The organism is Pseudomonas sp. HMSC065H01, from assembly GCF_001815235.1.
In the GTDB taxonomy this organism is placed as follows: Bacteria; Pseudomonadota; Gammaproteobacteria; order Pseudomonadales; family Pseudomonadaceae; genus Pseudomonas; species Pseudomonas aeruginosa.
The window spans coordinates 446,492-459,250 of the sequence record NZ_KV819862.1 but is presented as its reverse complement, the minus strand read 5'-3'; the positions used below and the strand labels follow the sequence as shown (position 1 = coordinate 459,250).

General features: G+C 66.9%; 11 protein-coding genes and 1 pseudogene. 6 read left to right on the top strand and 6 right to left on the bottom strand.

Annotated elements, in window-relative coordinates:
* Positions 1 to 128: 128 nt before the first annotated feature.
* Positions 129 to 281 (top strand): annotated as a pseudogene (locus HMPREF3014_RS35085) (DUF6434 domain-containing protein); the annotation flags it as partial.
* 8 nt (positions 282 to 289) lie between these two features.
* Here HMPREF3014_RS35085 and HMPREF3014_RS11775 read toward each other — a convergent pair.
* The 5 genes from HMPREF3014_RS11775 to HMPREF3014_RS11755 form a co-directional block, all read right to left on the bottom strand.
* A complete protein-coding gene (locus tag HMPREF3014_RS11775; protein ID WP_003101519.1) occupies positions 290 to 1,309 on the bottom strand; it encodes an AraC family transcriptional regulator in 1,020 nt (339 codons plus the stop codon).
* Between the two features lie 113 nt (positions 1,310 to 1,422).
* The gene (locus tag HMPREF3014_RS11770) at positions 1,423 to 2,604 is read right to left on the bottom strand and encodes a vWA domain-containing protein (protein WP_023087230.1); all 1,182 of its coding nucleotides are present in this window, start codon (positions 2,602 to 2,604) and stop codon (positions 1,423 to 1,425) included.
* A gap of 48 nt (positions 2,605 to 2,652) precedes the next feature.
* Positions 2,653 to 3,048 carry a GFA family protein gene (locus HMPREF3014_RS11765; RefSeq protein ID WP_003119467.1) on the bottom strand — a complete coding sequence of 132 codons (396 nt, stop codon included), beginning with the start codon at positions 3,046 to 3,048 and terminating at the stop codon, positions 2,653 to 2,655.
* 64 nt (positions 3,049 to 3,112) lie between these two features.
* Positions 3,113 to 3,958, bottom strand: coding sequence for an AAA family ATPase (locus HMPREF3014_RS11760; RefSeq protein WP_003101531.1), 846 nt, complete (start codon positions 3,956 to 3,958; stop codon positions 3,113 to 3,115).
* A 162-nt stretch (positions 3,959 to 4,120) separates the two neighbouring features.
* Positions 4,121 to 5,206 carry a DUF748 domain-containing protein gene (locus HMPREF3014_RS11755; protein ID WP_003090572.1) on the bottom strand — a complete coding sequence of 362 codons (1,086 nt, stop codon included), beginning with the start codon at positions 5,204 to 5,206 and terminating at the stop codon, positions 4,121 to 4,123.
* Between the two features lie 120 nt (positions 5,207 to 5,326).
* Here HMPREF3014_RS11755 and cysK point away from each other — a divergent pair, with 120 nt between their 5' ends.
* The 4 genes from cysK (at position 5,327) to HMPREF3014_RS11735 (ending at position 9,553) form a co-directional block, all read left to right on the top strand.
* The gene (gene cysK / locus HMPREF3014_RS11750; RefSeq protein WP_003090573.1) at positions 5,327 to 6,301 is read left to right on the top strand and encodes a cysteine synthase A; all 975 of its coding nucleotides are present in this window, start codon (positions 5,327 to 5,329) and stop codon (positions 6,299 to 6,301) included.
* A gap of 58 nt (positions 6,302 to 6,359) precedes the next feature.
* Positions 6,360 to 6,974, top strand: coding sequence for a LysE family translocator (locus HMPREF3014_RS11745; RefSeq protein ID WP_003090574.1), 615 nt, complete (start codon positions 6,360 to 6,362; stop codon positions 6,972 to 6,974).
* A 198-nt stretch (positions 6,975 to 7,172) separates the two neighbouring features.
* Entirely contained in the window at positions 7,173 to 8,270 is a 1,098-nt protein-coding gene (locus HMPREF3014_RS11740; RefSeq protein ID WP_070753832.1) for a polyamine ABC transporter substrate-binding protein, read from the top strand.
* Between the two features lie 419 nt (positions 8,271 to 8,689).
* A complete protein-coding gene (locus HMPREF3014_RS11735; protein WP_009876666.1) occupies positions 8,690 to 9,553 on the top strand; it encodes a DMT family transporter in 864 nt (287 codons plus the stop codon).
* 47 nt (positions 9,554 to 9,600) lie between these two features.
* Here the strand turns inward: HMPREF3014_RS11735 and HMPREF3014_RS11730 are convergent, their stop codons facing one another.
* A complete protein-coding gene (locus tag HMPREF3014_RS11730; protein ID WP_003090577.1) occupies positions 9,601 to 10,080 on the bottom strand; it encodes a winged helix-turn-helix transcriptional regulator in 480 nt (159 codons plus the stop codon).
* A 353-nt stretch (positions 10,081 to 10,433) separates the two neighbouring features.
* Between HMPREF3014_RS11730 and HMPREF3014_RS11725 the strand changes: the two genes are divergently transcribed.
* Positions 10,434 to 12,743 carry a molybdopterin oxidoreductase family protein gene (locus HMPREF3014_RS11725; protein WP_003160485.1) on the top strand — a complete coding sequence of 770 codons (2,310 nt, stop codon included), beginning with the start codon at positions 10,434 to 10,436 and terminating at the stop codon, positions 12,741 to 12,743.
* Positions 12,744 to 12,759 lie beyond the last annotated feature (16 nt).

Genomic DNA, 12,759 nt, shown 5'->3' with positions numbered 1-12,759 from the left:
CCCGTGGGCAGGCCATCGTTGGCCTGCCCGCTCCAGCGCGCGCAGAGAAACGACAGATGGTCTTCGGCTGGCACGGCGACACCATCACCCGCGACACCGCAGTGTGCCGCGACTAGCGCAACGCCCAGGACGTACGGCGCTTCCTCGTCGGGCTGTGCGGCGCCGACTTCCGCTTCGATCGTGCCTTCATGGCCTGGATTGGCGACGGCGCGGCAAAATCCCTGAGTGAGGTGGCGAACGAACGGCGACGGCGCCACGCCGACACCAGCCCCTCCGCCTGAGCGAGCGCTCAGGCGCGGAAATGGCTCGGCGGCTGGCCGCTCCAGCGCTGGAAGGCATGGCGCAGGCTGGCGGTCTCGCTGAAGCCGAGTTCCTCGGCGATCCGGTAGATCGGCATGTCGCCGCTCTGCAACAACTCCTTGGCGCGGGCGAAGCGCAACTCGTCGAGCAATTGCTGGTAGCTGGTGCGCTGCTGCTGAAGGTGCCGGCGCAGGCTGCGCGACGAACAGTTCAGGCGCCTGGCCAGTTCCTCCAGGCCGGGCGGGTCCTGCAAGCGCTCGGCGAGGATCGCCCGGACCTTGTCCAGCCAGGCACGACGCGCGGCCAGGTCGATGTTCTGCCGCCGGCACTGTTCCAGCATCTCCCGGTGGGTCACCGGGTCGGCCAGCGGCAACGGGCGCTCCAGCCATTCGGCGGCGAAGCCGATGGCGCTGCGCTCGCGTTCGAAGTGCAACTCGCAGGCGAAACCCTCGGCGTAGGCCCGCGCCATCGCCTCGTCGCCGGCATAGTCGAAGGCCGCTTCCAGCAAGGGCAGCGGCTGGCCGAGCAGGTCGGCGCAGGTGACCTTCAGCGAGCCCAGGCAAAGCTCGGTGTTGAATGGCCGCAGCGCCTCGTCCTCGCCGTAGCCGGTGGCCACCAGCCAGGCGCGGCCGTCGGCGACTTCCAGCGACAGGTGGAAGTAGGTGCCGAGCAAGACCGGATAGCTGAGGCCGATGCGCAGCGCCTCGCCGAGGGTCGGCGCGGAGAGCAGCGCGTAGCCGAGCAGGCCGTAGGCGGAAATCCGCGTGCGCAGTCCCAGGCGCAGGCCGAGGGCAGGCTCGTCGCTGAGCCGGCAGGCGTTGGCGAACACCTGCTGCTCCTGCCAGGGGCTGATCAGGCGCCGCAGGTCGAGCAGGTCGGCGGGGGTGATGCCACTGCCTTCGAGCAGTTGCTCGCGGGCGAACCCTTCCTTCTCCAGCAGCGAGAGAGTGAGGGTCGACATGTGCAGCGAGTTGAGCCAGGTGGCGCGGGAGAAGGTCGAGTCGATCATGGCGTGCCCATCGTTACCGGTGGCCGCGCCGCGCTGTTACCGCGCGGACGGGATACACAGGGTAGGCAAGTTGCGTGCCGCCGCGCCTGTCGCCGGTCCCGCAGGCAGTTGGCTCAACCGCGCGAGAGGAAGCGCATGCCCTCCTCCAGGCCGCTCAGGGTCAACGGATACATCTGTTCCTTGACCAGTTCGCGGACCAGGCCGGTGGACGCCGTGTAGTTCCAGGTGTCCTTCGGATAGGGGTTGATCCAGACGAGCTTCTTGTACTTCTCCATGAAGCGCTGCATCCAGACGTAACCGGCTTCCTCGTTCCAGTGCTCGACGCTGCCGCCGGCCTGGGTGATTTCGTAGGGCGCCATCGCCGCGTCGCCGACGAACACCACCTTGTAGTCCGGACCGTACTTGTGCAGCAGGTCGAAGGTGGCGGTGCGTTCGCTGCTGCGGCGCAGGTTGTTCTTCCACACCGACTCGTAGATGAAGTTGTGGAAGTAGAAATACTCCAGGTGCTTGAACTCGGTCTTGCAGGCCGAGAACAGCTCCTCGCAGACCTTGACGTGGGCGTCCATCGAGCCGCCGATGTCCAGCAGCAGCAACAGCTTCACCGTGTTGCGCCGCTCCGGGCGCATCTGGATGTTGAGCAGCCCGGCGTCCTTCGCGGTGTGGTCGATGGTGCCGTCGATGTCCAGCTCCTCCGCCGCGCCCTCACGGGCGAACTTGCGCAGGCGCCGCAGGGCGATCTTGATGTTGCGCGTACCCAGTTCGACCTGGTCGTCGAGGTTCTTGTATTCGCGCTGGTCCCAGACCTTGGCCGCCTTGCCCTGGCGCTTGCCGGCGTCGCCGACGCGGATGCCCTCCGGGTTGAAACCGCCGGAGCCGAACGGACTGGTACCGCCGGTACCGATCCACTTGTTACCGCCGGCATGGCGCTCCTTCTGTTCCTCGAGGCGTTTCTTGAACTCCTCGATCAGCTTGTCCAGGCCGCCGAGGGACTGGATCTGCGCCTTTTCCTCGTCGGTCAGCAGGCGCTCGAACTCCTTGCGCAGCCATTCCTCGGGGATCAGCGCCTTGAGGTGGTCGTCGAGCTTCTCCAGGCCCTTGAAGTAGGCGCCGAAGGCCCGGTCGAACTTGTCGAAGTGGCGCTCGTCCTTGACCATGATGGTGCGCGCCAGGTAGTAGAACTCGTCCATGTCGGCGAACACCACGCGGTGCTTCAGGGCATCGATCAGGTCGAGCAGCTCGCGCACCGACACCGGCACCTTGGCTGCGCGCATTTCGTTGAACAGGTTGAGCAGCATGGCTGCGACCTCGTCTGTTGTCCGTTGATCCCGGCGCGCGAGCGCCGGTCAGTATTGGTGTTCTTGCGGCAGGTCGTCGGCGATGACGTACCAGTCGGCTTTCGAACCCACGTAGATGTGCCGCTGCGCTACCGATGGCAGCGGCGAGTCGAGGGTGCCGAGGGCAATAGAGGTGTACGTCGGGTCCTCGTTGCCGCCAAGCCACTGCAGGTTCGATCCGCAGTGGCGGCAGAAGGTACGGGTGACGCCTGGCGACGAGTGGTATTCGGCCACCGCGTCCGCTCCGGCGACATAGCGGAACGCCTCGCGGCGCACCTTGCCGTAGGTGGCGAACGCCGCGCCGTGGGCCTTGCGGCACTGGCTGCAATGACAATGACTGGCCGACTCGATGGGCGCGTCGATTTCATAGCCTACCGCGCCGCACAGGCAACTTCCGCTGAGCATGGGATGTTCCTCCGCTGTCTGGCGTGCCGCCCCGCAGCCCTTTCCCCGGAAAGGGCCGACGCACTCAGCGGCTGGCGCGGCGGCTCATGAACGCCAGGCGCTCGAGAAGCTGCACGTCCTGCTCGTTCTTCACCAGGGCGCCGGCCAGCGGCGGGATCGCCTTGGTCGGGTCGCGTTCGCGCAGCACCGCTTCGCCGATCTCGTCGGCCATCAGCAGCTTCAGCCAGTCGACCAGCTCGGAAGTCGAAGGTTTCTTTTTCAGGCCGGGCACCTTGCGCACGTCGAAGAAGATGTCCAGCGCCTCGCTGACCAGCGACTGCTTGATGTTCGGGTAGTGCACGTCGACGATCTTCTGCAACGTCTCGCGGTCGGGGAAGGCGATGTAATGGAAGAAGCAGCGGCGCAGGAAGGCGTCGGGCAGTTCCTTCTCGTTGTTCGAGGTGATGATGATGATCGGGCGCTGCTTCGCCTTGATGGTTTCGTTGGTCTCGTAGACGTAGAACTCCATCTTGTCGAGTTCCTGCAGCAGGTCGTTGGGGAACTCGATGTCGGCCTTGTCGATCTCGTCGATCAGCAGGATCACCCTCTCCTGGGCCTCGAAGGCCTCCCAGAGCTTGCCCTTCTTGATGTAGTTGCGCACGTCGTGAACCTTGTCCACGCCCAGCTGCGAATCGCGCAGGCGGCTTACCGCATCGTACTCGTAGAGGCCCTGGTGGGCCTTGGTGGTGGACTTGATGTGCCAGGTGATCAGCTTGGCGCCGAAGGACTCGGCCAACTGCTCGGCGAGCATGGTCTTGCCGGTGCCCGGTTCGCCCTTCACCAGCAGCGGCCGCTGCAGGGTGATGGCGGCGTTGACCGCGAGCTTGAGGTCGTCGGTGGCGACGTAGGACTGGGTGCCTTCGAACTTCATCAGGAAATCCTCGAACGGTAACGCCCTGGCTGGAAAACCGGGCAGTTCAGTATTGTTTGAAAACCCGACTATAACGCGGGGACAAGCGCACTGTGAACGCAGACGGGTCATTCAGTCACTGAATGCCCGGCCACCTCGCGACCCGCCGTTCCGCCCGCGTCTTCAGCCGTCGTCGTCGCGCGTCGCCGGGGAACGCTCGAAACGAGCGTTGAACGCCTCGACGAACGCGTTGCGGAGAATCCCGAGGAACGCCTGGAACGCGCTGACGTCCCGCTGGTGGATATTACCGCTCAGGCTCACACGGGTTGCGAACTGGTCTTTGCGCTGGTTCTTCAGCACCGTCTCGCCACCGCCGACCAGCGCCTCCCACACCGAGCGGAACAGGTTCTTGTCGCCATCCTCCACGTCCTGCCGCCAGTTGAACACGTCCACGTCGCGCAGCAGCGGCTTGATGTAGCCATCCAACTGGCCGCGCTTAGCCTGGGCCTCCAGCACCAGGTCGCCGGTGCCGGCATTGAAGTCGAACTTGCCATAGGCGCTGGCGAAGTCGTTGAGCCGCTTCAGCTCGACGCGGGTGACCCGCAGGCGCAGGTCGAAGTCCTCGAAGTCGCTCAGCGGGTCGAAATGCGCCGCCACTTCCAGCGGCGCCTGGCCGAGTATCCGCGCCGTGCCTTCGAGACGCGCCGGCCGCTCGCCCCGGGCGTCGGCCACGTTGGTCAGGTTATAGATGCTGGCGTTGAGCGCCGAGGCGTGCAGGTTCACCGGCGGCTTCGAAGTGAAGTTGCGGAAACGCAGGGTGCCGTCCACCACCCGCACCTCGTTGAGGGTGATCGGCAGCAGCTTGTCCAGTTGCTCGCGCCAGTCGGTGCCGGCACCGGTCTGCGAGGCGTCGCGGTCGCCGCCGGCATCGACGAAGTTGAGCTGCGGACGCTCGAAGACCACCCGCGCCACTACTGCGTGATCATCCCAGAGCGCCTGCCAGCTCACCGACAGGTCGATGCTCGGCGCGTCGAGGAACGGCACCGGCACCTTGCCGTTGTCCTTGACGATGCTCAGCCCGTCGATCCGATACGCGCCGCGCCAGAGCGCCAGGTCGACGTCGGCGATGTGCCCACGGTAGTCGCCCATGTCGGCCAGCTTGCCGTTCAGGTAGTCGCGCACCAGGTACGGCAGCGCCAGGTGCAGCGCCAGCAACAACAGAAGCAGCGCCGCCAGGCTGCCCAGGGGAATGGCATAGCGTTTCTTCATCGGTACGGCCCTCCTGGACAGTGGACACGCGCGGCGCGCCGCTGGTTCGAACGCGTCTGGACGCGCGGGCGGGGGCGGAATAGGCTGATTGATCTTTCTCCATGCGACAAGGACACCATCATGAGCCGCATCTTCGCAGACAACGCGCAGTCCATCGGCAACACGCCGCTGGTCCAGATCAACCGCATCGCCCCGCGCGGCGTCACCATCCTGGCCAAGATCGAAGGGCGCAACCCCGGCTATTCGGTGAAGTGCCGGATCGGCGCGAACATGATCTGGGATGCCGAAGCCAGCGGCAGACTGAAGTCCGGCATGACCCTGGTCGAGCCGACCTCCGGCAACACCGGCATCGGCCTCGCCTTCGTCGCCGCCGCACGCGGCTACAAACTGATCCTGACCATGCCGGCGTCGATGAGCCTGGAGCGACGCAAGGTGCTCAAGGCGCTGGGCGCGGAGCTGGTCCTGACCGAACCGGCGAAGGGCATGAAGGGTGCGATCCAGAAGGCCGAGGAACTGGTCGCGGGGGATCCCGGGAAGTACTTCATGCCGCAGCAGTTCGACAACCCGGCCAACCCGGCGATCCATGAGAAGACCACCGGCCCGGAGATCTGGAACGATACCGAGGGCGCGGTGGACGTGCTGGTTTCCGGGGTCGGCACCGGCGGCACCCTCACCGGCGTCTCGCGCTACATCAAGAACACCCGGGGCAAGCCGATCCTCGCCGTGGCGGTGGAGCCGGTGACCTCGCCGGTGATCAGCCAGACCCTCGCCGGCGAGGAGGTCAAGCCCGCCCCGCACAAGATCCAGGGCATCGGCGCCGGCTTCGTGCCGAAGAACCTCGACCTGTCGCTGGTCGACCGGGTCGAGAAGATCGGCGACGACGAAGCGAAGAACATGGCGCTGCGCCTGATGCAGGAAGAAGGCATCCTCTGCGGCATCTCCTCCGGCGCGGCGATGGCCGCCGCGGTGCGCCTGGCCGAGGAGCCGAACATGCAGGGCAAGACCATCGTGGTGATCCTCCCCGATTCCGGCGAGCGCTATCTTTCGAGCATGCTCTTCGACGGCCTGTTCAGCGAACAGGAACTGACCCAGTAACCACCGACCCGCGGCGCCGCAGCAAACCGGCGCCGCCTTGCGCCAGGCGTATCGAATCATGCTGGAAACCTCGCTCTTCGTAGCCACCCTCGCCACCCTGGGCATGCTCTCGCCCGGCCCGGACTTCTTCCTGATCATCCGCAACGCGGCGCGCTACCAGCGCTCGGCGGCGATGATGACCTCGCTGGGGGTGATCCTCGGCGTGGCCACCCACATGGCCTACTGCGTCGCCGGCCTGGCGGTGCTGATCACCACCACGCCGTGGCTGTTCAACGCGCTGAAGTACACCGGCGCGGTCTACCTGATCTGGATCGGCATCCAGGCCCTGCGCTCGCGCGGCGGCGGCACGCTCGACCTGGCGGTCGGCGGCGTGCAGCGCGTCGGCCACTGGAGCGCGTTCCTCCAGGGCTACCTGTGCAACCTGCTCAACCCCAAGGCCACGCTGTTCTTCCTCGCCGTGTTCACTCAGGTGCTGAGCCTGGACTCCAGCTTCGCCGAGAAGCTCTGGTACGCCGGCATCATCGTCGGCCTCGCCGCACTCTGGTGGCCGCTGCTGGTGGTGCTGATCCAGAGCGCGGTGGTGCGCCGCGGCCTGGCCAGGGCCCAGGGGGTGGTGGACAAGCTGCTCGGCGGCCTGCTGATCGCCCTCGGGGTCAAGGTCGCCCTGAGTTGAGGCAGGCGGGCGGAGCGACGCCCCGCTGCGGTGCCGGCGCCTGTCTGCGGGCCCGCAGGTAAAAGCCGCCCCTTTCCTCGCTTCCGGCAACGCGGGATAAAACCCGGGTGCCGGCCAGCGTTGCCGGCGCCCCCTGAGCGCCGGCGGCGAACCAGTCCGTCGCCGACGCTGTCGTCAGCCGACAGGACACCTACAACAATGAAGACCCGCATCGCTTCCCTCACCCTCCTCGCCCTCGCCCTCGCTTGCGGCAGCGGCGCAACCCTCGCCGCGGACAACCTGAAGATCTACAACTGGTCCGAATACATCGCTCCCGAAACCGTGGCGAACTTCGCCAAGGAAACCGGCATCCAGGCCACCTACGACGTCTACGACAGCAACGAGACCCTCGACGGCAAGCTGATGACCGGCCAATCCGGCTACGACGTGGTATTCCCGTCGAACCACTTCATGGCCAAGCAGATCCAGGCCGGCGCCCTGAAGAAGCTGGACAAGTCCCAGCTGCCCAACTGGAAGAACCTCAACCCGGTGCTGCTCAAGGCCCTGGAGGTCAACGATCCGGGCAACCAGTACGGCTTCCCCTACCTTTGGGGCACCACCGGCATCGGCTACAACCCGGCGAAGATCAAGGCGGTGCTCGGCGACGACGCGCCGCTGGACTCCTGGGATATCTTCTTCAAGCCCGAATACATGCAGAAACTGAGCAAGTGCGGGGTGGCGGTGCTGGACAACGGCCCCGAGCTGCTGCCCATCCCCCTCAACTACCTCGGCCTGCCACACCACAGCCAGAAGGCCGACGACTACAAGCAGGCCCAGGCGGCGCTGCTGAAGGTGCGCCCGTACATCCGCTACTTCCACTCCTCGAAGTACGTCAGCGACCTGGCCAACGGCGAGATCTGCATGGTGGTCGGTTTCTCCGGCGACATCCTGCAGGCCGCGACCCGCGCCAAGGAGGCCAACAACGGCGTGGAAGTGCGCTACTCGACGCCGAAGGAAGGCTCGCCGCTGTGGTTCGACATGGTCTCGATGCCGGTCGACGCGCCCGACGAGAAGGCCGGCTACGCCTTCATGAACTACCTGCTGCGTCCCGAGGTGATGGCCGCGATCAGCAACCATGTGCACTACGCCAACGGCAACCTGGCCGCCGACCCGCTGGTGGACGCCGAGATCAAGGCCGACCCGGCGATCTACCCGCCGCAGGAGAAGATGGCCAAGCTGTTCGCCCTCGAGTCCATGCCGCAGAAGATCGACCGCGTGCGCACGCGCACCTGGAACACGGTGAAGACCGGCAAGTGAAGCCCGGCGCCGGCCCGGTTTGTCGCCGGGCTGGCGTTTTAGCGCAAGGCTCGCCCACAGGCTCGTCAAATCCCGGACGGCCCGCTATAGTCCCTCTCGTTGTCTTCATCGACCGGATAGCCTCCATGAACCAGCGCTCGCACAGCTCGCTCCCCGCCCTTCCGGTAGCCACCGGCGAGGTCGGCGCGCTCCAGCCGTGCGCCAGCCTGGGCTGCGTTTCCCCTCCTGTAGTCGCCTCGCCTCCGCCTCCCCCTCCCGGTTCGGCCGCCTGCCCGCCGCCGGGCGTCAGCCCCTGACGAGCGCGGTAGCGCCCCAACTCTCTTCCACAGCCCGCCGCAAGCAGCGCCATCCGCTGCCGAGGCGTGCCGTCCGCCGCCGGCCCGAGCCCGCGGCATGCCCGACTACAAGGTGGCAGATCCATGTTTGCACTGAACAAATCCGCGCTGGCCGGCCTGGCCAGCACCAGCCTCTTCGTCCTGCTCTGGAGCAGCGGGGCCATCGCCTCGAAATGGGGCCTGGCGCACTCCTCGCCGTTCGCCTTCCTGGTGTTCCGCTTCGGCATCGCCCTGGCCTGCCTGCTGCCGCTCGCCCCGCTGCTCAGGCTGCGCGCGCCGCGCAGCGCGCGTGAGCGCGGCCAGGCCCTGCTCACCGGCCTGGTGATGCTGGGGATCTATCCGATCTTCTATATCTTCTCGCTGAAGCTGCAGGTCACTCCCGGCATGATGGCGACCATCCTCGGCGTGCAACCGATCCTCACCGCCGTCATCCTCGAACGCCGGCAGTCGCCGGCGCGCCTGTTCGGCCTGCTGCTGGGCCTGGCCGGCCTGGTGCTGGTGGTCTACCAGGGCATCGGTCTGGCCGGGATGTCCACGGCCGGCATCCTCTGCGCACTGCTGGCGCTGGCCGGCGTCACCGGCGGCTCGATCATGCAGAAGGGCATCCGCGAGAACCCGCTGGGCACCCTGCCCCTGCAGTACCTCGCCGGCCTCGGCCTGTGCCTGGCGTTCGTGCCCTTCCAGCCGTTCGAGTTCGAATGGAACGCCGGCTTCCTGGTCCCCGCACTGTGGATGGGCGTCGTGGTCTCGGTGGGCGCGACCCTGCTGCTCTACCGGCTGATCGCCCAGGGCAACCTGGTCAACGTCACCAGCCTGTTCTACCTGGTGCCGGCGGTGACCGCGATCATGGACTTCATGGTCTTCGGCAACCGCCTCGGCTGGCTCAGCCTGCTGGGCATGGGGCTGATCGTGGTGGGTCTGATGTTCGTCTTCCGCAAGGCCGGCTGAGCGAACCGAGCGGGTCGCGGCCCGCCCATGGCAGAGCGCGCGCGGATTCAGTTCTGCGCGAGCTTGCCAGCCATCGCCGCGAACCCCGGCCCCGGCACCGCCGTCACATCGCGCGACCCCACCGGCTCGCCGCACTCCGGACAGACCATGGTCGGCCGGAACTTGTGGCCACAGGCCTTGTGTACATACTCCACCGGAGCGCCGCGGCCCTCGTCGAGCCAGCGGTCGCCCCAATTGGCCAGGGCCAGCAGCACCGGATGCAGGTCGTGGCCCATCTCGGTGAGGCGGTATTCGTAGCGCGGCGGTCGCTCCTGGTAAGGCACCTTCTTCAGCGCGCCCGCCTCCACCAGCCGGCTCAGGCGGTCGGCCAGTACCTGGCGGGTGACCCCGAGGCTGGCCTGGAACTCATCGAAGCGGCGCATGCCGAGAAAGCAGTTGCGCAGGATCAGCAGCGTCCAGCGATCGCCGAGGATCGCCAGGCTGCGCGCCATCGAACAGGGCGTTTCGCCGACTTCTTGCCATTTCATGGGGTTCTCCCGGAAAAACCTCCGTCCATTCTAGGGGGCCGCTTCGGAGCTTGACCAGTTCCAAATTGGAACTTAGTATCCGGCCGAAAAGGTCATGGACCCGGCGCGCTCCTGCCAGGATCGGACAAACCAGCACTACGGACGGGTCCCATGTCAGCGCCCGCGTATTAAGTTCCGATTCGGAACTGTAGAAGCGTCGAGCATGAGAGGGAAAGGCCGATACGACGGGGTTCCGTGGGCCGCCCGCGCGTCGTCCTTGCAGCACAGCGTCAGGCAGTCCCGAAAGAACGAAGCCCGCACGGCTGGGGTGCGCCCCAGGTTGCGCCGGCAACGACAACAACGAGGAACACACCGTGACTACGCCGTCCCCGCAATGGAAGAAGACCGCCTGTATCCTCTGCAGCCTCAATTGCGGGCTGGAAGTGCAGACCGAGAATGGCCGCATCAGCAAGATCCGCGGCGATGACGACCACCCCGCCTCGCAGGGCTACGTCTGCGAGAAATCGCAGCGCATGGACTACTACCAGAACGGCGCCGACCGCCTGGACACGCCGATGCGCCGGCGCCCCGATGGCAGCTACGAAGCCATCGACTGGGACACGGCGATCCGCGAGGTGGCGGAGAAATTCCTCGCCATCAAGCGCAGGCATGGCGGCGAAAGCATCCTCTACTACGGCGGCGGCGCGCAGGGCAACCACCTCGGCGGCGCCTACGGCGACAGCACGCTGAAGGCCCTCGGGGTGAAGTACCGCTCCAACGCCCTGGCCCAGGAAAAGACCGGCGAGTTCTGGGTCCAGGGCAAGATGTTCGGTACCGGCGTGCACGGCGACTTCGAGCATTGCGAGGTGGCCATCCTGATCGGCAAGAATCCCTGGCAATCCCATGGTTTCGCCCGCGCCCGCGTGCTGCTCAACGCCATGGCCAAGGACCCCGCACGCTCGATCATCGTGATCGACCCGCGCCTGAGCGAAACCGCCGCCCTGGCCGACTTCCACCTGCAGATCCGTCCGGGCACCGACGCCTGGTGCCTGGCGGCGCTGGTCGGGATCATCGTCCAGGACGGGCTGCTGGCGCGCGACTGGCTGGCCGAACACACCAGCGGCTACGAGCACATCGTCGACGAACTGAACGCCATCCCGGTGGCCTACTGCGCCGAGACCTGCGGGGTGGCGGAAGACAAGCTGCGCGCCGCCGCCCGGCGGATCGCCAGCGCCAGCAGCGTATCGGCGCTGGAAGACCTGGGCATGCAGATGAACCTGCACTCGACCCTCGGCAGCTACCTGCAACGCCTGGTCTGGTTGCTCACCGGCCATTACGGGCGCCCCGGCACCAGCAACGCCTTCGTGCCCTTCCTCTCGCTGTCCAAGGCGAGCAAGGGCGATACCTCGATGGGCAAGAAGGGCGCGCCACGCGTCGAGAAGCGCAGCCCGGTGGCCAATGCCAAGATCATCATCGGCCTGATTCCCTGCAACGTGATTCCAGAGGAAATCCTCACCGACCATCCCAAGCGCTATCGCGCCATGCTGGTGGAGACCGGCAACCCGCTGCATTCGCTGGCCGATAGCCAGCGCATGCGCGAAGCCATGCGCGCCCTGGAGTTGTCGGTGGTGATCGACGTGGCCATGACCGAGACCGCGCGCCACGCCGACTACGTGCTGCCGGCGGCGAGCCAGTTCGAAAAGGCCGAGGCGACCTTCTTCAACCTGGAATTCCCGCGCAACGCCTTCCACCTGCGCGCGCCGCTGTTCCCGGCGCGCCCCGGCACCCTGCCGGAAGCGGAGATCCACGCCCGCCTGCTGGAAGCCATGGGCGTGCTCGGCGAGAAAGACTACCGGCCGTTGCGCCTGGCCCTGAAGCTCGGGCGCAAGGCATTCTCGGCGGCTTTCCTCGCCGCCGCGGCGACCCGCCCCAAGGTCATGAAATACGCGCCGGTCCTGCTCTACCGTACCCTCGGCCCGACCCTGCCCGCCGGCATGGAAGCGGCCGCGGCGATCTGGGGCATCTGCCAACTGCACGTGCTGAACAACCGCAAGACCGCTGCCCGCGCCGGCTTCGACGGGTTGCCGCCGCTGGCCGCCGACCGCCTGTTCCAGGCCATGCTCGACAACCCGTCCGGGGTGGTCTTCGCCGAAACCACCTACGCCGAAAGCTGGCAGGCCGTCGCCCGTCCCGAACAGCGGATCAACCTGCACATCCCCGAACTGTTGCCGGAACTGGCCAAGCTCGCCCACAGCGCGCCACCCCACGATCCGGCCTACCCGTTCATCCTCGCCGCCGGCGAGCGGCGCAGCGACACCAGCAATACCGCCGTGCGCGACACCGGCTGGCACCGCCGCGGGCGCTACGGCACCCTGCGCATCAGCCCGCAGGACGCCGAGGCGCTGGGCTGCGCCGACGGCGAGGTGCTGCGCGTGGTGACCCGCCGCGGCGAGGTCGAGGCGGAAGTGGAGATCAGCGACATGATGCAGCCGGGCAATATCTCCCTGCCCAACGGCCAGGGCCTGGACTACCGCAACGCCGAGGGCGAGGTGGTGCGCCGGGGCGTGGCGCCCAACGAGGTGACCGACTGCACCCAGCGCGACTTCCTCGCCGGCACGCCCTGGCACAAGTACGTGCCGGCGCGCCTGGAACGGCTGGCGACGCCCGCCGCTACGAACGCCTGAGCCAGGGAGGACGATC